Source organism: Chelativorans salis, assembly GCF_025336525.1.
Lineage (GTDB): Bacteria > Pseudomonadota > Alphaproteobacteria > Rhizobiales > Rhizobiaceae > Chelativorans > Chelativorans salis.
On the sequence record NZ_JAOCZP010000003.1, the window covers coordinates 112253 to 130507 of the forward strand.

20 protein-coding genes and 1 tRNA gene are annotated in these 18255 nt (G+C 63.0%); 7 read left to right on the forward strand and 14 right to left on the reverse strand.

Going from position 1 to position 18255, the window contains the following annotated elements; translation table 11 throughout:
* Positions 1-148: 148 nt before the first annotated feature.
* From N5A92_RS10710 to N5A92_RS10720, 3 genes are read left to right on the forward strand one after another with little or no spacing between them, the layout of a single operon-like run.
* Positions 149-463, forward strand: coding sequence for an ArsR/SmtB family transcription factor (locus N5A92_RS10710; protein WP_260902549.1), 315 nt, complete (start codon positions 149-151; stop codon positions 461-463).
* Positions 460-846: an SRPBCC family protein gene (locus tag N5A92_RS10715; protein WP_260902551.1), complete on the forward strand. Its 387-nt coding sequence runs from the start codon at positions 460-462 to the stop codon at positions 844-846. Before N5A92_RS10710 ends, N5A92_RS10715 begins: the two co-directional genes overlap by 4 nt.
* A 46-nt stretch (positions 847-892) precedes the next feature.
* Positions 893-1516, forward strand: a complete 624-nt coding sequence (locus tag N5A92_RS10720) for an ATP-dependent Clp protease proteolytic subunit (RefSeq protein WP_313958403.1) — start codon at positions 893-895, stop codon at positions 1514-1516.
* A 14-nt stretch (positions 1517-1530) separates the two neighbouring features.
* Here N5A92_RS10720 and N5A92_RS10725 read toward each other — a convergent pair whose 3' ends face one another.
* From N5A92_RS10725 to rpiA, 8 genes are all read right to left on the reverse strand, one after another.
* Positions 1531-1965, reverse strand: coding sequence for a GNAT family N-acetyltransferase (locus N5A92_RS10725; RefSeq protein ID WP_260902552.1), 435 nt, complete (start codon positions 1963-1965; stop codon positions 1531-1533).
* 3 nt (positions 1966-1968) lie between these two features.
* Positions 1969-3645 carry an NAD+ synthase gene (locus N5A92_RS10730; protein WP_260902553.1) on the reverse strand — a complete coding sequence of 559 codons (1677 nt, stop codon included), beginning with the start codon at positions 3643-3645 and terminating at the stop codon, positions 1969-1971.
* A gap of 51 nt (positions 3646-3696) precedes the next feature.
* Entirely contained in the window at positions 3697-4284 is a 588-nt protein-coding gene (locus tag N5A92_RS10735; RefSeq protein ID WP_260902554.1) for a hemerythrin domain-containing protein, read from the reverse strand.
* 6 nt (positions 4285-4290) lie between these two features.
* Positions 4291-4728 carry a GFA family protein gene (locus tag N5A92_RS10740; RefSeq protein WP_260902555.1) on the reverse strand — a complete coding sequence of 146 codons (438 nt, stop codon included), beginning with the start codon at positions 4726-4728 and terminating at the stop codon, positions 4291-4293.
* 108 nt (positions 4729-4836) lie between these two features.
* Positions 4837-6213, reverse strand: coding sequence for a class II 3-deoxy-7-phosphoheptulonate synthase (locus N5A92_RS10745; RefSeq protein ID WP_260903562.1), 1377 nt, complete (start codon positions 6211-6213; stop codon positions 4837-4839).
* Between the two features lie 157 nt (positions 6214-6370).
* A complete protein-coding gene (gene gor / locus N5A92_RS10750; RefSeq protein WP_260902556.1) occupies positions 6371-7753 on the reverse strand; it encodes a glutathione-disulfide reductase in 1383 nt (460 codons plus the stop codon).
* Positions 7754-7876: 123 nt separating this feature from the next.
* Positions 7877-8416: a DUF2059 domain-containing protein gene (locus N5A92_RS10755; protein ID WP_260902557.1), complete on the reverse strand. Its 540-nt coding sequence runs from the start codon at positions 8414-8416 to the stop codon at positions 7877-7879.
* Between the two features lie 31 nt (positions 8417-8447).
* Positions 8448-9152 carry a ribose-5-phosphate isomerase RpiA gene (rpiA, locus tag N5A92_RS10760; protein WP_260902558.1) on the reverse strand — a complete coding sequence of 235 codons (705 nt, stop codon included), beginning with the start codon at positions 9150-9152 and terminating at the stop codon, positions 8448-8450.
* Positions 9153-9284: 132 nt separating this feature from the next.
* On the opposite strand from rpiA, the gene N5A92_RS10765 reads away from it, so the two are divergent.
* The 3 genes from N5A92_RS10765 (at position 9285) to N5A92_RS10775 (ending at position 11664) form a co-directional block, all read left to right on the forward strand.
* On the forward strand, positions 9285-9980 hold the full coding sequence (locus N5A92_RS10765; protein ID WP_260902559.1) for an HAD family hydrolase: 696 nt from the start codon (positions 9285-9287) through the stop codon (positions 9978-9980).
* Between the two features lie 55 nt (positions 9981-10035).
* Positions 10036-10110 (forward strand) — tRNA-Val (locus N5A92_RS10770).
* Between the two features lie 99 nt (positions 10111-10209).
* Positions 10210-11664 (forward strand): TrkH family potassium uptake protein, encoded by a 1455-nt coding sequence (locus N5A92_RS10775; protein ID WP_260902561.1) that lies wholly within the window; start codon positions 10210-10212, stop codon positions 11662-11664.
* Between the two features lies 1 nt (position 11665).
* Here the strand turns inward: N5A92_RS10775 and N5A92_RS10780 are convergent, their stop codons facing one another.
* Both N5A92_RS10780 and N5A92_RS10785 read right to left on the reverse strand, forming a co-directional pair.
* Positions 11666-13528 carry a L,D-transpeptidase family protein gene (locus tag N5A92_RS10780; RefSeq protein WP_260902563.1) on the reverse strand — a complete coding sequence of 621 codons (1863 nt, stop codon included), beginning with the start codon at positions 13526-13528 and terminating at the stop codon, positions 11666-11668.
* 195 nt (positions 13529-13723) lie between these two features.
* Positions 13724-14668, reverse strand: a complete 945-nt coding sequence (locus N5A92_RS10785) for an alpha/beta hydrolase (protein WP_260902564.1) — start codon at positions 14666-14668, stop codon at positions 13724-13726.
* A gap of 12 nt (positions 14669-14680) precedes the next feature.
* On the opposite strand from N5A92_RS10785, the gene N5A92_RS10790 reads away from it, so the two are divergent.
* Entirely contained in the window at positions 14681-15133 is a 453-nt protein-coding gene (locus tag N5A92_RS10790) for a MarR family winged helix-turn-helix transcriptional regulator (RefSeq protein WP_260902565.1), read from the forward strand.
* A gap of 49 nt (positions 15134-15182) precedes the next feature.
* Here N5A92_RS10790 and N5A92_RS10795 read toward each other — a convergent pair whose 3' ends face one another.
* The 4 genes from N5A92_RS10795 to N5A92_RS10810 all read right to left on the reverse strand — a co-directional run bounded on the left by N5A92_RS10795 (position 15183) and on the right by N5A92_RS10810 (position 18172).
* Positions 15183-15824, reverse strand: coding sequence for a bleomycin resistance protein (locus tag N5A92_RS10795; RefSeq protein WP_260902566.1), 642 nt, complete (start codon positions 15822-15824; stop codon positions 15183-15185).
* 192 nt (positions 15825-16016) lie between these two features.
* Positions 16017-16634, reverse strand: coding sequence for a pyridoxamine 5'-phosphate oxidase family protein (locus tag N5A92_RS10800; RefSeq protein ID WP_260903564.1), 618 nt, complete (start codon positions 16632-16634; stop codon positions 16017-16019).
* A gap of 4 nt (positions 16635-16638) precedes the next feature.
* Positions 16639-16992: a gamma-butyrobetaine hydroxylase family protein gene (locus N5A92_RS10805; protein WP_260902567.1), complete on the reverse strand. Its 354-nt coding sequence runs from the start codon at positions 16990-16992 to the stop codon at positions 16639-16641.
* 154 nt (positions 16993-17146) lie between these two features.
* The gene (locus N5A92_RS10810; RefSeq protein WP_260902568.1) at positions 17147-18172 is read right to left on the reverse strand and encodes a hypothetical protein; all 1026 of its coding nucleotides are present in this window, start codon (positions 18170-18172) and stop codon (positions 17147-17149) included.
* Between the last annotated feature and the right edge of the window lie 83 nt (positions 18173-18255).

Here is an 18255-nt window from a genome sequence, read left to right on the forward strand (position 1 = left end):
CCGGATTCGGCAGGAATGGACCCATCGTAAAAGCTTGTGCCTGCGATGCAAGTCTCAGCCGCCCCTGCCACATCGGCTTTTGGCCGCTGGTGCAACAAAATCTCGGCATGGTCTTGCTCCACAGATAAGTATCTGCTTATCTATAACCATGAACGAGTCGGATGTCTTTCGTGCCCTGGCCGATCCGAACCGGCGCGCCGTGCTGGAGCGCCTTTTGGACGGCGAGAAGAATGCGACCGAACTGCGCGAGCGCTTGCGCATTTCGCAGCCGGCGGTGTCTCAGCATGTGGCGGTGCTGCGTGGCGCTGGGCTGATCGCAGAGAAGAAAGAGGGTCGCCACGTGCGCTACAGCCTGGCGCCGGAAGGGCTGACGCCGGTGCTCGACTGGCTGACCCGCTACCGTGCCTTCTGGCCCGCACGGGTCGAGCGGCTGAAGGCGCTTTTGAAGGAGATGGACCAATGACACCCACCGACGAGGCTGAAACGAAGCCAGAGGAAGTCGTCGTGGAATGCGAGATGGAGGCTTCGCCCCAAACGCTCTGGCGCGCCCTGACGGAGGAAGAGCTTCTCGCCGATTGGCTTGGCGCCCGCCCGGCCGCAGCGGAGGGAGAAGATGCCGTGGAAGGACCGAGTTATCGCATCGTCGAAGCTGAGCCCTACGATCGGCTCCGCTATGCCTGGCACGACCCCTCCTGCCCCGATGCGCCACCCATGGTGACCGTTGAGCTTGAGCCGATTAGTGGCGGGCGCACGTGGTTCCGCCTGACCCATGGGCAGGTGGTGGCGAACGCACCGGCCATTCGCGCCGCCAATTCGAACTGCCCGCCGCTGGCGCGGGCCGCCTGACAGACACACGCGAACTCCAAGACCGGGCAATACAGGAGGTTGCGCCATGCGCGACACAATGAATCTCGTCCCTATGGTGGTTGAACAGTCGGCGCGCGGCGAGCGTTCGTTCGACATCTTCTCGCGGCTCCTGCGCGAGCGCATCGTCTTCCTCAACGGCCAGGTGGACGACAATTCAGCGGCCTTGATCTGCGCCCAGATGCTGCATCTGGAGGCGGAGAACCCGAACAAGGAGATTTCCTTCTACATCAACTCGCCGGGCGGCGTGGTCTCCAGCGGCTTCGCCATCTACGACACCATGCAGTTCATCAAATGCCCGGTCGCCACGCTGTGCTTTGGCACCGCGGCCTCTATGGGTTCGTTCCTCCTGATGGCAGGCGCCAAGGGACGTCGCGTCGCGCTCCCCAATGCGCGGATCATCCTGCACCAGCCCTTAGGCGGGTTTCAGGGACAGGCCTCGGACATAGAGCGGCACGCCGCGGACATCCTGAAACTGAAGCGGCACATGATCAAGCTCTACGCCGAGCATTGCGGGCGCCCCAAGGACGAAGTGGAACGCACACTCGACCGCGACTTCTTCATGACAGCCGAGGAGGCGCGAGAGTGGGGGCTGGTGGACCATGTCTACCACCGGCGGGAAATGCTGGAGGGGCCGGCCTTTTCGCCATGACGGCCGGTTATGTCCTATCCCCGAACCTGTTGGTGATCGTGCAGTACTGGTCGATCGAGTCGCATCTCGTTGCCATCGGTCGCTGGCTTGAAACCGAAATGTGCGTAGAAACTATGCGCATCAGACGTGTTCAGCATCCACGTCGACACCGAAGCCAGCTCCGGATGATCAAGCAGCGCCTGCACCAGTGCCTTGCCGACGCCCTGGCCGCGGTGCTCTGGCCAGACGATTACGTCGGAGATGCGCGCGAACACGGCGCGGTCGCCGGAGGCGCGGGCGAAGCCTACCTGCCGTCCGTCGATAAGTGCGATGGCGCAAACTGAATTCTCGAAGGCGCGTCGGTGGATTTCGTCTGTACGAAGGCCGCCCCAATAGGACTGCCGGATCAGCGCAGACGTTCCTTCGAAGTCGATGCGCGAAAGATCAAAGCTGATTTCAAGCCAAGCCACGCTTCAGCTCCGATCGCGGAACTTGTTCGTGATCGGATAACGCCGGTCGCGGCCAAAGTTCTTCTTGGTGATCTTCACGCCCGGTGCCGCCTGCCGGCGCTTGTACTCAGCAATATAGAGCAGGTGCTCGATACGGTGGACGGTTTCGCGGCTGTGGCCGCGCGCGACGATGTCGTCGACGGCCATGTCATTTTCCACCAGGCATTCGAGGATGTCGTCGAGGACGGGATAGGGCGGCAGGGAATCCTGATCCGTCTGGTTCTCGCGCAATTCCGCCGAGGGTGCCTTGTCGATGATCGACGCCGGGATCACCTCGCCGGAAGGACCCAGCGCACCGGGTGGCACGTGGTCGTTGCGCCAGCGGCAGAGCGCGTAGACCTGCAGCTTGTAGAGGTCCTTGATCGGATTGAAGCCGCCGTTCATGTCTCCGTAGAGAGTGGCGTAGCCGACGGACATCTCGGACTTGTTGCCGGTGGTGACCACCATTGAGCCGAACTTATTGGAAATCGCCATAAGGAGCGTACCGCGGGTGCGGCTTTGCAGGTTTTCCTCCGTCACCCCCTCCTGCGTGCCCTCGAAAAGCTGGGTGAGCGCATGGTTGAAACCTTCGACGGGCTCGAAGATCGGCACGATGTCGTAGCGGCAGCCGAGTGCGCGGGCGCAGTCTTCGGCATCCTTCAGCGATTCCGGCGATGTGTAGCGGTAGGGCATCATGACCGCCCTCACCCGCTCCTCGCCGAGCGCGTCAACGGCAAGTGCCGCGCAAAGGGCTGAGTCGACACCGCCGGAGAGGCCGAGGACGACGTTCTTGAAGCCGTTCTTGTTCACATAATCGCGCAGGCCCAGCATGCAGGCGCGATAGTCGGCCTCCTCCATCTCGGGGATAAGGGACATGGGCCCATCCGCGCAGACCCAGCCGTCAGCCTCGCGCCGCCAGGTGGTGACGGCGACAGCCTCCTCGAACTGGCTCATCTGGAACGCCAGCGACTTGTCGGCCTGGATGGCGAAGGAGGCGCCGTCGAAGACGAGCTCGTCCTGGCCGCCCAGCATGTTGGCGTATAGAAGCGGCAGATCGCTGTCGATGACCTGGACGATCGCCACCTGCTGTCGCACCTCCACCTTGCCGCGATAGTAGGGCGAGCCGTTGGGGACCAGCAGGATCTCGGCGCCCGATTCGGCCAGGCTCTCGCACACGTCGAGCTTGCCCCAAATGTCCTCGCAAATGGGAATGCCGAGCCGCACGCCGCGGAAATTGACGGGGCCGGGCATGCTCGGGCCCGGCTGAAAGACGCGCTTTTCGTCGAACTCGCCGTAGTTCGGTAGGTCGAGCTTGTGACGCTCGGCGACCGGCGTGCCGCCGTCGAGCACCATCACGGAATTATGGACGCCGCTTTCACGCGCAAGCGGCGTACCCATGATGACGCCCGGACCGCCGTCAGCCGTATCTCCGGCAAGTTCGGCAACCGCCTTTTCGCACGCCTCCACGAAAGCCGGTTTCATCACCAGGTCCTCCGGCGGATAGCCGGCGATGAAGAGCTCGGTAAAGAGCACGAGGTCGGCGCCCTGGCGGGCGGCGTCGGCGCGCGCCTCGCGCGCCTTGGCAAGGTTGCCGGCGATGTCGCCCACAGTTGGATTGAGCTGGGCGACGGCGATGCGGAGGATGTCGGGAGCAGCGTTCATGGGCAGTCCTCTAGCCTGCGGCCCGAAGGCTTGCAACAAGTGGGAGGCCGATCAGCCGGTGAAGCTGCCCTCGCCACGGTCCAGCATGAGCGGGATGATCAGGTCTTCCTCGTCGTGGAGGTGGCGGGTGAGCATACCGATCAGGCGCTCGTTTTCATCGGCATAGGCGTCTGCGGCGAAAAGCTGACGGTCGGCATTCTCCTGCAGGGCCAGAAGGAGCTCTCGCGCCTTCTCGCCATTGCGTTCCAGCGCGTCGTGGATGATGTGGTGGTCGCTGTCGAGGATGTCGAAGCCGCGTTGAAGCTGCCGCTCGGCCCTGGCGAAAGCGGGAAAGTAGTGCAGGTCCTCCACCTGGTGGTGGCCATGAAGCTGCTGCAGGAAGAAGCGCAGGCGCGGAGCAAAAAATTGCGCGAAGGCGGCAGGCGGGAGGTGGCCTTCGCGATAGTCAGTGACGCTCTTCTGCAGCATGCCGCCCAGTTCGCGGAACATGTCGTGCCGCTGCAGCCAGAACTGCGCCATCTCGCCCAGATTGGCGTGACCGGCCCAAGTCTCGCGCGGGTATTTTTCCACGAGGAACCGCAGGTCCTCGGGCAGTTCCTTGCGGTTCTCGATGCGCAGGCCGCTCGGCAGGTCGGTCATGTACGGCTATTTCCGCGCTTTTTGCGGCTCGTCGGCCACCAGGATCGAGTCGCTTGAACGCGCGTATTGCGGCAGGCCGTCGGCGATTTCGTAGTAATCGCCCTTGTCGGCAACGAAGATATGCGCTTCCGCCTTCAGCCCGCTCGGCTGCTCGAAACTGCCGGCCATGATCGACGTCACGTCAGCCCCATTGCGCTTCCAGAAAAGAACCGAGCCGCAGGTGCGGCAGAAACCGCGCCTGGCGAAATCGGAAGCAGCGTACCAGGTGAGGTTGTCGCCGCCCGATATTTCGAGGCGGGCGTCGTCCACATCGGTTGCGGCGTAGACGTGCCCACTCTGCTTGCGGCATTGCGAGCAGTGGCAATAGACGACGCCGCGCATGCTGCCGTGTGTGCGAAAGCGGACGGCGCCGCACAAGCACGCGCCTTCTCTTGTCTGCGACATGAATTACCTCCAACGAAAACCCCCGCCACTATGCCATGGCGAGGGTGTCGGCTGTATCGCAAAGCGTTGAACGCTGTGGTCAATGGAAGCGCACCGTGGTGCGCCTCTTCACAGCGCCGCGACCTTCTTCTGCGGATGCGCGGCCGCGTCCTTCTTGAGCAGTTCGGCCACCAGAAAAGCAAGCTCCAGCGCCTGGTCGGCATTGAGGCGCGGGTCGCAGTGAGTGTGGTAGCGGTCGTGCAGATCGTCGGCCGAGATAGCGCGAGCGCCGCCCGTGCATTCGGTGACGTTCTTGCCTGTCATCTCGATATGAATGCCGCCGGGATGCGTGCCTTCCGCGCGATGCACCGCGAAGAAGCCCTCCACCTCCTGCAAGATGCGGTCGAAGGGGCGCGTCTTGTAGCCGTTGAGCGAGATGGTGTTGCCGTGCATGGGGTCGCACGACCAGACCACTTTGCGGCCTTCCTTCTCGACGGCGCGGATCAGCTTCGGCAGGTTGTCCTCCACCATGTCGGCGCCGAAACGGGCGATCAGCGTCAGCCGGCCTGCCTCGTTCTCAGGGTTGAGCGCATCGATCAACCGGAGGAGCCCATCGGGCTCCAGCGAGGGCCCGCATTTAAGGCCGAGCGGGTTCTTCACGCCGCGGCAGTATTCCACATGCGCATGGTCGGGCTGGCGCGTGCGGTCGCCGATCCAGATCATATGGCCGGAGGTGGCGTACCACTCGCCGGACGTGGAATCGACGCGCGTCAGCGCCTCCTCGTAGCCGAGAAGCAGCGCCTCGTGGCTGGTGTAGAAGTCGGTCTCGCGGAGCGAGGGGTGGCTCTCCGCATTGATACCGATGGCACGCATGAAATCCATCGTCTCGGAGATGCGGTCGGCTAGGGCCTGATAGCGCTCGCCCTGCGGGCTGTCGGCGATGAAGCCGACCATCCACTTGTGCACGTTCTCCAGATTGGCGAAGCCGCCCTGTGCGAAGGCGCGCAGCAGGTTCAGCGTCGCCGCCGACTGGCGGTAGGCCATGTCCTGGCGCGCCGGATCCGGCGTGCGCGAGCCTTCCGTGAAGTCGATGCCGTTGATGATGTCGCCGCGGTAGGAGGGCAGCGACACCTCGCCCTTCGCCTCGATGTCGGAGGAGCGCGGCTTGGCGAACTGGCCGGCGATGCGGCCGACCTTCACCACCGGCTGGGCGCCGCCGAATGTCAGCACCACCGCCATCTGCAGGAAGACGCGGAAGAAATCGCGGATATTGTCGGCGCCGTGCTCGGCGAAGCTTTCGGCGCAATCGCCACCCTGCAGGAGAAAGCCTTCGCCGTCGGCGACGGTCGCCAGCTGTCTCTTCAGCTTGCGCGCCTCACCTGCAAAAACCAGCGGTGGATAGGTCGCCATCCGCGCTTCGACCTCGGCCAGCGCGGCCTGGTCCGGATAGGCCGGAACCTGCTCGATTGGCTTGTTTCTCCACGAATTCGGCGACCATTTCGTCATGTCTACACCCATAGGCTCTACCTCCGGCCGGCGTCTGCCAGCCGGAAAGCGGCTATTTAGCGGAAGCTTTAACCGGATACTACCCCGCATTTGCCCGCAACGCGACGCAAAAGAGCCCTGCGAATGTCATCCGGAACGTGAGAAGATGCGACAGTGCCTAAACCCGCTCTCCGTTCCGCACCCGGTAAGTCGGCTGATACATCGTCACCAGCTCTTCCGCCGCCGTGGGATGGACGGCCATCGTGCGGTCGAAGGCGTCCTTCGTCAGCCCCGCCTTGATGGGAATGGCCAGCAACTGCGCCATCTCGCCGGCGTCCGGTCCCAGGATGTGAGCACCGACGACGCGGCACGAGCCAGCGTCGACGACCAGTTTCATAATCATCTTTTCCTGGCGCCCTGAAAGCGTGTGACGCATGGGCCGGAAGCTGGCGCGGTAGATTTCCAGCGTATCGTAGCGCCTGGCCGCGGCCTCCTCGCTCAGGCCGACGGTGCCGATCTCCGGCTGCGAGAAAACGGCGGTGGCGATGTCCTCGTGGTCGACCTGCGTTGGATTGTCCTTGAAGACGGTCTCGATGAAGCACATGGCCTCGTGGATGGCGACGGGGGTGAGCTGCACGCGATCGGTAACGTCGCCGATCGCCCAGATGTTGTCGACGTTGGTGCGCGAATAGTCGTCGACCAGTATCTCGCCCTTAACACCCGTTTCCACGCCGGCTGCATCCAGGCCAAGGCCTTCGGTGTTGGGAAGGCGGCCGATGGCCAGCATCACCATGTCGAAGGTCATCTTGCCGCCCGACTTCATCTGCGTGTCGAGCCGACCGTCGGCGCGCTTCTCGACCGCCTCAAAGATATCCTGGCACAGGATGCGGATCCCCTTGGCCTCCATGGCCTCATGTAAGCCGCGGCGGACGTCGCTGTCGAACCGGCCGAGAATCTCCTTGCCGCGGTAGATGAGTGTCGTCTCGACGCCCAGCCCATGAAAGATATTGGCGAATTCCACCGCGATATAGCCGCCGCCCTCGATGGCAATGGAACGCGGCAGCTTTTCGAGGTGGAACGCTTCGTTGGAGAAGATGCAGTGCTCATGGCCGGGCAGCGCCTCATGCGGGTTCGGGCGGCCGCCGGTGGCGATGAGGATATTCTCCGCAGTCAGCGTCTCGCTTCCAACGCGCACCGTGTGCCGGTCGAGGAGGACTGCTCTTTCATCGAAGATGCGCGCATCAGCGTTTTCAAGGCCTTTTCGGTAGAGCCTCTCGAGCCGGGCGATCTCGCGATCCTTGTTAGCGACGAGCGTCGGCCAGTCAAAGCGGGCTTCGCCCAGCGTCCAGCCGTAGCCGACCGAATCCGCGAAATGCTCTGGAAACTGCGATGCATAGACGAACAGCTTCTTCGGCACGCAGCCGCGGATGACGCAGGTGCCGCCGAAACGGTATTCCTCGGCTATGGCGACGCGCTTTCCCATGGCTGCGGCCAGACGCCCTGCCCTGACACCGCCCGAGCCGCCGCCGATAACAAAAAGGTCGAGATCGAAGTCCGCCATATGCTGCCTGTGTCCTATGCTCGCGCTTTCGTGCCTTCTTCAGCTATGCTGCGGGCGCTGAAAATAAAAGCCCGGCGTTAAAGCCGGGCTTTGAATTCTATTCACTAATCCGTTTTCAGGTGTTTATTGGCCGCTCTCGGCCTCGTTCCCGGAGGGCGCCTGGGCATTGGTGGCAGCCTCGAGCTGTTCGGTCACGCTGTTGGACAGGTCGCGCTCGATGCCGCGGCGCCAGACACTGGCGGCCCTGAGCACCTCGCGGGTGACGATCGGGCCGTCGGCCAGAAGCTTCTGCCCCGTGGGCGAGTTGTAGAACTCGGTGATGTTGTTGAGGTCCTCCTCGCTGAACACGCGCGCATAGGCATGCGCCGCCTCGTTTTCCAGGTCAGCGCGGCGGCTCGCCAGGTCCAGCGCCTTCTCGTCTACGGTGGCATTGATGAGGTCCACCATGTTCGGGCTCTGCTGGATGAGTTCGGCCTTCAGCGTCTGCGCTGCCAGCGGTAGATAATTGTCGAAATCGTCGGTGGCGGCGATCGCATCGATCGCGGCGCGCGCTGCCTTCAGGTGCGACTCCGAGATCTCCTGGGCGCTGGCCGGCAGCGAAAACGCTGCAAAGGTCATAGCGGCGGTGAGCGCAAAAAGGCGGGCGCGTTTAGCCAATGTCATTTTCAGTCCTACTCCGTTTCTGGGGTCCGTATCAGCTGTGCGCATCGATCGTTCTAATGCCGTTCTTGCCGGCAAGTATCGCCAGGCTGGCAAGGCCGATGAACAAGCCATGCTCCACGACACCGGGTATCGCGTTCAACTCGTCAGCAAATGCTCTTGTCGCGGGAATACGGCCAAATGATGCATCAACGATAACATGGCCGCCGTCGGTGAGGAAAGGCCTGGCTTCCGTCCCGCGTATGGCGATTTCCCCCGTCAGGCCGAAGCGCCGGCCGGCCGCTCCGATGGCGAGCATCGTTGCGCGCAGTCCGAAAGTATTCACTTCGATGGGCAGGGGAAAGCGGCCGAGGGTTTCGACCAGCTTGCTCTCGTCGGCGATGACGATCATGCGCTCCGACGCTGCGGCAACAATCTTCTCGCGCAACAGCGCGCCGCCCCCGCCCTTGATGAGGGCGAGGCCGGGGCCGACTTCATCGGCGCCGTCCACGGTGAGGTCGAGCTCGGGCGTCTCGTCCAGGGTTGTAAGCGGCACCGAGAGTTCCCGACACAGCGCCTCCGTGCGCTCTGACGTCGGCACGCCCACGACATCGAGCCCTTCCGCCACCCCTGCGGCAAGCAGCCGCACGAACTCCTCGGCGGTCGAGCCCGTGCCGATGCCGAGTTTCATACCGCTCTCGACGTGCCCAAGTGCCGCCCGCGCGGCCTCTTTTTTCAATGTCTTGGCGTCCGCTGCCATTTCACCCCCAAACAGTTTGGGATGCTTCCTAACTTTTTTCGCCACGCCCGGCAAATACCTTCGTACTGCGTCGACTTCCTTGCAGACCGCACCATGGCGCGGTATCCGCCCTTGGTACGAAGGGGAATATCAATGACCAAGCCTATCATCGTATTCGACTTGGACGGAACGCTCGTCGACACCGCGCCGGACCTGCTCGACAGCCTCAACCACTGCCTGCGCGGCGTCGGCCTGCCTCCGGTCGACGAAGTGCAGATCCGCCGTTTCATAGGAGCCGGCAGCCGCACCATGATCGAGCGCGCTTTCGCCGCCGATGGACGGCGGCTTGCGAACGGCCAGCTCGACGCGCTGCAGGACCTTTTCATTGAGCACTATACGGCGGGAATGCCTGGCCGCTCGCAGCCCTTCCCGGGCGCACTTGATGCCGTGGCGCGCTTTCGGCAGGCGGGCTTCGTCACCGCCGTCTGCACCAACAAGCTCGAACACCTGTCGCGGCATCTTTTGGAGGCTCTGGAGATCGCCGGACTGTTCGAAGCAATCTGCGGCGGCGATAGCTTCAGCCACAAAAAGCCTGACCCGCGCCACCTGTTCGATACGATTGCGCGTGCCGGCGGCGATCCGGAGCGCGCCGTCATGATCGGTGATTCGCGTACTGATATCGATACCGCCAAGGCGGCAGACATCCCGGTGGTGGCCGTCGATTTCGGCTATACGGACCAGCCGGTGCATATGTTCGAGCCCAGTCGCGTCATCTCACATTTCGATGCGTTGACGTTGGAACTCGCCGAAAAGCTCATGGCCGCCGCTGCCGATCAGCCGGCGTCTTGACTTCACAGCCGGCCACCCCTTATATCCCCGCGCGCTCGGCATTGACCGGTCGGGCGGGCGCGTAGCTCAGCGGGAGAGCACACCCTTCACACGGGTGGGGTCGTAGGTTCAATCCCTACCGCGCCCACCATCCCGATAGAAAGGAGCGCAGCGGACGAGCCTTTGTTCCACGGGTCCAAGCTGCTGTTTCGCGAGCCATTGTCGATGCAATCCTGAGAGCGATCCCAACGTGCACGCTTCCATCGTCAGGGCGGCCGCCTTCGTGGCTTCCATCTTTGCGCTCTACATCGCCGCAGCGATGCTCGTGCCGGCGGCGGTCGATCTGTATTACGGTCACAGGGACTGGCAGGTCTTCGCCATCTGCGCCTTCACGACCGCCGCGGTGGCGCTGACGGTTGCTGCTGCCACGCGAGACCACGCGCCCATCCGCTCGACGCGGCTTGCGTTCTTCATCGTCATGGTGCTGTGGCTGACGGTCGGCCTCATCGGCGCATTTCCACTCTATACGGCTTCGCTGAAACTCGATTTCGCCAGCGCCGTATTCGAATCAGTCTCGGCGGTCACCACCACCGGCTCCACCGTCATTTCGGGGCTCGACGGCCTGCCGCCCGGCATCCTCCTGTGGCGTTCGCTTCTGCAGTGGATCGGCGGCCTCGGCGTCATTGCGCTCGGCCTGTTCTTCCTACCGCTTCTGAACGTCGGCGGCTTTTCCTATTTCCGCATCGAATCGTCGGATATCGAGGATCGGCCCTTCGAGCGCCTGTCCAGCTTCCTTCAAGCTCTCGTCGGCATCTATGTGGTGCTCACGGCGCTCTGCGCCATCTCCTACGCTGCGGTCGGGATGACCACCTTCGATGCGGTCAACCATGCCATGACGACGCTCGCCACCGGCGGCTTCTCCACCCACGACGCCTCCTTCGGCTATTTCGAGAGCACCGCGGTGTTGTGGGTCAGCACGGTCTTCATGATTCTCGGCGCCCTGCCCTTCTCGATCCTCATCCTGCTTGTCGTACGCGGCCGGCTGGACGCTTTGCGAGACCCGCAGATCCGGCTTTTCCTGGCCTACGTGGTCAGCATCGTCCTGGCGCTCGCCATCCATAGGCGCATCGTCAGCGATACGACCTTTGGCGAAGCCTTGACGAGTTCGACCTTCAACCTCGTCTCGATCATCACCACGACAGGCTATGCGAGCGAGGACTACTCGTTATGGAGCCCGTTCGCCGTTACGGTGTTCTTCTTCGCCACCTTTCTCGGCGGCTGTTCGGGCTCGACGTCCGGTGGCGTGAAATCCTACCGGTTCCTCATCCTCGCGCGCATGCTGCAGAACGGCTTGCGCACCCTGGTCTATGGACGCTCGGTGCAGCCGCTGCGCTACGGCAACCGCACCGTGGACGAGGAGATGCAGCGCTCCATAACGCTTTTCGTGGTCGGCTTCATCGTCGTGTGGGTGAGCGGGACGCTGGCGCTCTCAGCGGGCAACGTCGACCTCGTCACCTCGATGACGGCCACACTGACCGCGGTGACGAATGTCGGCCCGGGCCTCGGGCCGATTGTCGGTCCGGCAGGCAATTTCGCTTCGCTCAGCGACTATGCGAAGTGGATATTGGCCGCGACCATGCTGCTCGGTCGCCTGGAAATCCTGGCCGTCCTCGTGATCCTGACACCGACCTTCTGGCGAGCCTGATTCAGCTGCCCGGCGCGCGGGTTTCCTCCACTTTGGCCAGTGCCTTCCTCAGGTTGTCGTCGCGGCCATAAATGTCGGCGTGATAGGTGACCTCGCCCGCCGCCTCCGGCCAGGCGGTGAAGTAGCCGACATAGACCGGGATCTTCTGCGGGGCGTCGCGCCTTGCGTTGCGCCCCTTGCCGACCTCCCGGCCGATCTCGTCCACCGATGTGCCAAGCACTGCGGCGGCCATGGCGCGCGGGTCCTGCAGGCGCACACAGCCATGGCTGTAGGCGCGGGTATCGCGGCTGAACAGGTCCTTCGCCGGGGTATCGTGCATGTAGATGCTATGCTTGTTGGGAAACATGATCTTCAGTTCGCCCAGCGCGTTCTTCGGTCCGGGCGGTTGGCGCACGCTGAAAGGAATGTTGGTGCCGTAGCGGTTCCAATTGACGGAGGCGGAGGAGACACGCCGGCCGCGCGAATCCGTCACCTCATAGCCGGCCCGATCAAGATAGCCCGGATCGCGCCTCAGCTTCGGCAGCTTCTCGTTGACGAGAATGGAACGCGGCACGCCCCAATAGGGGTTGAATTCCACATACTCGATCTCGTCGTGGAAAAAGCTCGTCTGGTTGGACGGCTTGCCCACCACGACGCGCATGGAAAGCGTTTCCCTGTCGCCCTCCAGATATGTAGCGGTGAAGGAGGCGGCGTTGATCATCACCCGCCTGCTGCCGAGATGGGAGGGATGCCAGCGCAGGCGCTCGAGCGCCAGAAGCACCTTCTCAATGCGGGCCTGCTTCGATTCACCGGCCAATGCGCCCACCGTGCGGCGGCCGATGATGCCGTCGGGGTTGAGGTCGTGCAGCTTCTGGGCCGCCTTGACGACCGGCACCAGCTCCTGCGCATAGGTTTCGCTGCCGGCATGGGCGACCAGCACCTCGCCGTGCTCGGCACGGAAGGCCGGGTTGGCGTCACGCTCGATAATCTGCAGGATCTTGGGGAATTCCGGATGGCTGGAACCGGGCCGGACAAAGGTGTCGGTGTCGACGACGATCTCCTTCTCCGCGCTCGCCCTCAGCGCTTTCAATTCTTTGCGAAGGGCGGCGTAGAGCGTGTTCTGCGGGTGCAGCGATTCGAGGTAGTCCGCAGGCTTCTTCGCACCCGCCAGCACCTCGAGCACGGCCGCCTCCACCAGCGGCTTCTTCGGAAAATCGTGGTAGCCCGACAGCTTGTTGGGGTCGACGCGGCCCAGGCGGGCGTCGCGTGCATAGCGCAGCGCGCGCGCCGAAAGCGCCATCTCCAAGCGGATGAGCGCCTGCCGCCGCCCCGCGGGCGTATCGAGGACGGCTGACGCGGCGAGCGGCACGTTGACAGCGTAGTCTGTCTCCGAAAGCCCAAAAGCGGCGGCATCATTGAGGACGCGCAGCACCGCATCGGCCTTGCCGTTCGGCCCCGTCCCTTCGACCCAGATGAAAGCGGGGTTGCGCTCGTAATGCGTGACAAGCGCCTCGGCGATTTCCTTCTCCGCGAGCAACTCGAACCCGGCAAGGCCGTCAAGCGCCTCGACGAAAGGCGACGACGCGGCGCGCTTTTCCCCGTCCTCCTGTTCCAAGGCGACCGTGAGAGCCGCGAAATCCACCTTTACAGGCGCCTCCGGCCGGTAGTTGTAGAAGGAGGGTGCGGAGATCTTCGGCGCTGCCACCCGCGGCGCGGGTGCGGTGGCCTGGCGGGGTGGCTCCTGGACGCGCTGCCTGGTGGCGCGATTGCCGAACAGTATGTCGAACAGGTTTTGCTCGGCGCTGGCCGACGACGCTGTCCCGGTGAGCGCGACCGCAAGCGCCAGGATTGAAAGGCCGCCGCGTTTCGCAAGCTTCATCGTCATCAAATCACCCCGCAATTATCCTGCGTCTTTTTTACAACGCTTTTCAGCAACGGATCGTTCGCCACCCGGCTCCACAAGCCGACTGAAAGAGAATCTCTTCGACCGCGAAACTTATAGCCGTTTGGTGAACCAAGCGTAACCGCAGCCATCTCGACCCCGGATTCGCGCATCTTCACGAGATCGTGACCGAACGTCCTACTGCGCGGCGGCGAGGAAGAAAGGCCGCGCCATGAATTCGCCCACCTGCATGACGGCACGCCGGTCGGACAGGATGCGCCGGTGCCCGGCACCCTCCACCCAGATGCGCTCCACATGCGGGCCAGCACGGCAAAGCGCTTCCGCATCCGCCGCCGACACCTCGCGATCATCCGGCGCGTGCAGGACGAGCACCGGCACGGACAGGCGCGTCAGTTGCGCTGCGCCTTCGAAGGCGCGAAGCGGTCGCCCCGTAACACGCTCGACCTCAGCATAGAAGGCGTCGCGCGTGCTACGCCCGAGGCCGCAATGACGCGCAAAGCTGTCGAACACATTCTGCATCGCATTGGGCGCGGAGATCGTTACCAGCCGTTGCGCGGCAACGGGCGCGATGCCTTCGATCGAGCCGACGGCTGCGTTGACGACCACCGCCCCACCGAGTGAATGGCCGACCATGATGGAGAATGGACCGAGCCAAAGCTCCGCCGTCTTCACCGCCGCGACGGCCATCGCCATGTTCAGCCGCCGCCCCGTGGAGGCGCCGTGGCCAGGCAGGTCCAGCGCCACCACACGCATCCCCTTCCCGCGCAGTTCCTCGATGATGGCGCGCATGTGCTCGCCGCGCGAGCCCCATCCATGCACCACGAGCGCAGTCGCCCACCCCCTGCCGCCGGCCGGCGGGCGGAACTCGTGGCACACGAAATGCCCGTAGTCGCTAGTCAGCCAGTGCCGGCGCGCCTCCATCATGAAGGGCTCCGCTGCCCGCAATGCCTCCCGCGCCCTCGGCGAGACACGCCGCGGGTTCGGCGTGCGGCAGAAGAGAGCGAACGCTGCGCGGCCGGCCAGACGTGGCGCCGCGTGCTCGGCTATGGCAAAAAGGCTGCGAACGAGCTGCAACGGGAAGGAAACCATCTTGCGCGCCTTATTCTGTTCAATCCTGAACATTATAGTTCAATCATGAACAAGCGGCAACCGCTCCCCTGGGACAATCCCCGCTTTCGCAACTGGATCGCCGTGGTGCGGGCGGAGAAGGCCGTGGTGCGTGCCCTGTCCCAGGCGCTCGCTCCCCTCGGCCTGAAGATCGCCCAGCTCGACGTCCTGATGAACCTCTACCGCCATCCCGGCACGTCCCAGCACGAGCTGGCGCGCCGCCTGCTCGTCGGCCGCTCGAACATCACCATGCTTCTGCCGCAGCTCGAACAGCAGAACCTCCTGCGCCGCGAAGGCGACCCCAGGGACAAGCGCATCATGCGCCTCTACCTCACCGACGAGGGCGAGGCACTGCTGATGAAGGCGCTGGAGGTCTACACGGCTCTCATCGACCGCGTCATGGCACAGTCGAGCCCGGAACTCTGCGACGCCATGGGCGACCAGATGCGCCGGATCGCCGAGGAGTTGGAGGGAGAGTAGAGGCAGACTGAAGTCGGGCGGGGGCGTCTGGGTCGGGTGGAAAGGCGACCTACGTCGCATCTCCTGCGAAGCAAAGCAGGTTCCCATCTGGGTCTTGCACTATGAAGGTGCGAGACCCCCAAGGCTCCGTCTTCAAAGGCTGATGGAACGTGACGCCCGCTTGCTGAAACTCCAGGAACAGCGGCTTGACATGATCAATGGTGAGCGTTGCAGAAAGGGCATCTCGTTCCCTCATCCGAAAGCCGCTATCGAACACTGGGCCACTGACCTTTCGCAGGTTTAAGCGACCGCCGTCGCGAACGACCTGAGCATAGAATGGCGGTTTTCCGTAGGAGAAGTCGATCTTGAAGCCGAGCTGGTTCACGTAGAACTGGCAGGAGGCCTCAATGTCGAAGACGAAAAGCTGCGGCTCCGCAGCGATGATCAGAGGTGCGCCGATGCTGGATGCTGTTGATGCTGTCATCGTTTCGATGCCTTTGATTAGCGCCGACCAACTCTCAAAACCATGTTTTCTGGCGACAAGCTCCTGTGCATCGCTGAGCCTGAAGTCTGTGTCCAAGACTTCCCTGTCGGGCAAGTCTCGGAATCGCGCTAGCAAGCATCTGATCTGCGCTGCGACGGGGAAATATCGTTCACGGTGCCATCGCACGTATAGCTTGGCTTGTTTTCGGAGGTTTTCGATATTCGGCATGGGCGCGCATTGTTGTGGACCTTGTTGTAGGCGGGCAATGCCCCTCCGGCTCGAAAGCCGACGCGCCCTACAGCAGCACCCTCAAATTATGCCGACGGAGTATTTGCGTCAAGGAAGGGCGTTCAGGACGTCGGCTTCAGGTCGAAACCAGCACCCTTCTTCACCGCCGCGGCTCCCGAACCGGCGGCTCTCCTACCACATCGTCTTCGCCGCGCGCCCCGGCCATTCGGCATCGTAACTCTTCCCATCGATGTCGCCCTGGCTCAGTTCACCCAGAATATCGCCCGGCGTCGGCAGCGAACCCGCACCCACCTGCGCCTCCTTCTCCCACAGCTTCGACCGACGGATCGCCCGTGCGCACTGGAAGTAGACACTTTCGACGCGGATGACGATAACCGAGCGCGGCGCCTTTTCCTCAACGGCGAAGGAGGCGCAAAGCTCGGGATCGGCGGAGAGATGCGCCCGGCCGTTGACGCGCAATGTGGTGCCGGAACCGGGCACCAGGAACAGGAGGCCGACGCGGCCGTCGCGGACGATGTTTTTCAGGGAATCGATGCGATTGTTGCCGCGCCGGTCCGGCATCATCAGGGTGCGCGGGTCGTGGATACGCACGAAGCCGGGGCGGTCGCCGCGTGGCGAGCAGTCGAGCCCCTCCGGGCCGGCGGTGGCCAGTGCTACGAAGGGCGAGGCTTGAATGAAGGCGGCATAGGCGGGAATGATGCGGTCGATCTCCTTGACCAGCGAAGCCTGGCCGGGCTTCCCGTAAAGCGTCTCCAGTTCCTCGACCGTCTCGATCGCCCCCGCCTCCATCGTCTCAGTGCTCACGGCTCAGCCCCTTTTCTTCCAGTTCATTGAGATAGTCCTGCCAGCGCTGCTCACGCTCGCTGCCGAGCGTAGCGAGATAGCTCCAGCTGTATAGCCCGGTGTCGTGGCCGTCGTCGAAGATGATGCGCACGGCGTAGTTGCCCACCGGCTCCACGCGCGAGATTGCCACGTCCTTCTTGCCGCCGACCGTCACCCGCTGCTCCGGGGAATGGCCCTGCACCTCGGCCGAAGGCGAGAGAACCCGCAGCATCTCGGCGCTGAGCGACATCGGCTCTGTGTCCGGAAAGCTCACGGTCAGGAGCTTCCGGTCCTTCGAGACGCATAGTTCTTTCGGTGGTTTCATCGCCAGCCTCCTGCCTTCATCCGCTTATACACTGTTGGGATGGAAGGCACCGGCGATGCAAGGGCCAATTTTGCCGCCCCTTTCCCCGAAAAGGGGCCGGAAGAAACGCACTGCTCCCTCCGGCCCCGAGAGGCTAAAATTGATAGAGCTTCACTCAGGCGAGGAAGGGAAGGCCTTCGTCGAGATCTAACGGATCGAGATCGCTTGGGCTCAGTACGTCAAACTCGAACCCGGGCGCGAAATCGGTATCCTCCACCGTGTCGGAAAACAGATCGTCATGAGTGATCTCCTCGGAGAGCTCCGGCGCCTGTTCAGAAGAATCCGGTACCTGATCGGCATCGGCATTCGAGGGCTGGCTTTCCCGGATGGCTTCGAGCGCCTGCCACTGTTCCTCAATGAGTTCGCTGACTTTCTCGGGAGATTGCGTCAGTTCCTGCATGGCTTCGTCGCCCATCAGGATCGATATCTTTTCGCCATCGAGCTCGAAGTCGATCTGGTAGAAGTAGTCCGGCTGCTCGGACAACCACCACTTGTTGGGATGCTCCTGCACGGTAACGTCGCTCAGATCGGTGACGGTCTCCGGCTCTAAAAACTCCAGGTCCGCATCCGGGCCGTATTTCACACCGAGCGAGACCCGGAATTCGGTCACCTCGGGTGCGGGAGACTGGTCCGCATCCGGGCCGTACGGGACCCGGACCTGGGGAGCATACGGGGGGCAGACCGCGACTTGGGGTGGGAGAGGAATGTCGGCATTGTCGGCAGCGCCCAGCGCTTCCTCTCCGACGACCGTCGCGTGACCGCTCACTGAGGAGGTACCGTCGTTGGTCGTTTCAGCATTGACGCCCGACATCTCGGACCCCAACGGCGTCAGTTCACCGAGATTGGAAGAAACGTTCCAGTCAAGCGAGCCTTCCGAAGAAGTCGTAGCGCTCACCTGCAGGCCAAGCCTATCCTCCTCGGAGCCAGTCGTACCGTTTGAATCAGGCGTAGAGACAGCGAAATCAATATTCACATCTCCGCGCTTTGCACCATTCAGCCCCGACGAATACCCTTCGTCGCTCTTTTCGGTGTCATTTGAGTTTCCCCCAACACCTCCCGCAGCTTCAACGGCAGAATTCCCAAATTCAACGGGATCGAAAATTGTAGTATTCTTGACAGAAACGGAATTATTATTCGCCATAACAATATAGCCCTACTTAAATATACTCCATACACCCATTACTACACGACGTTGGGCCTGTCTAGAGTACATGGCTTTCTTAC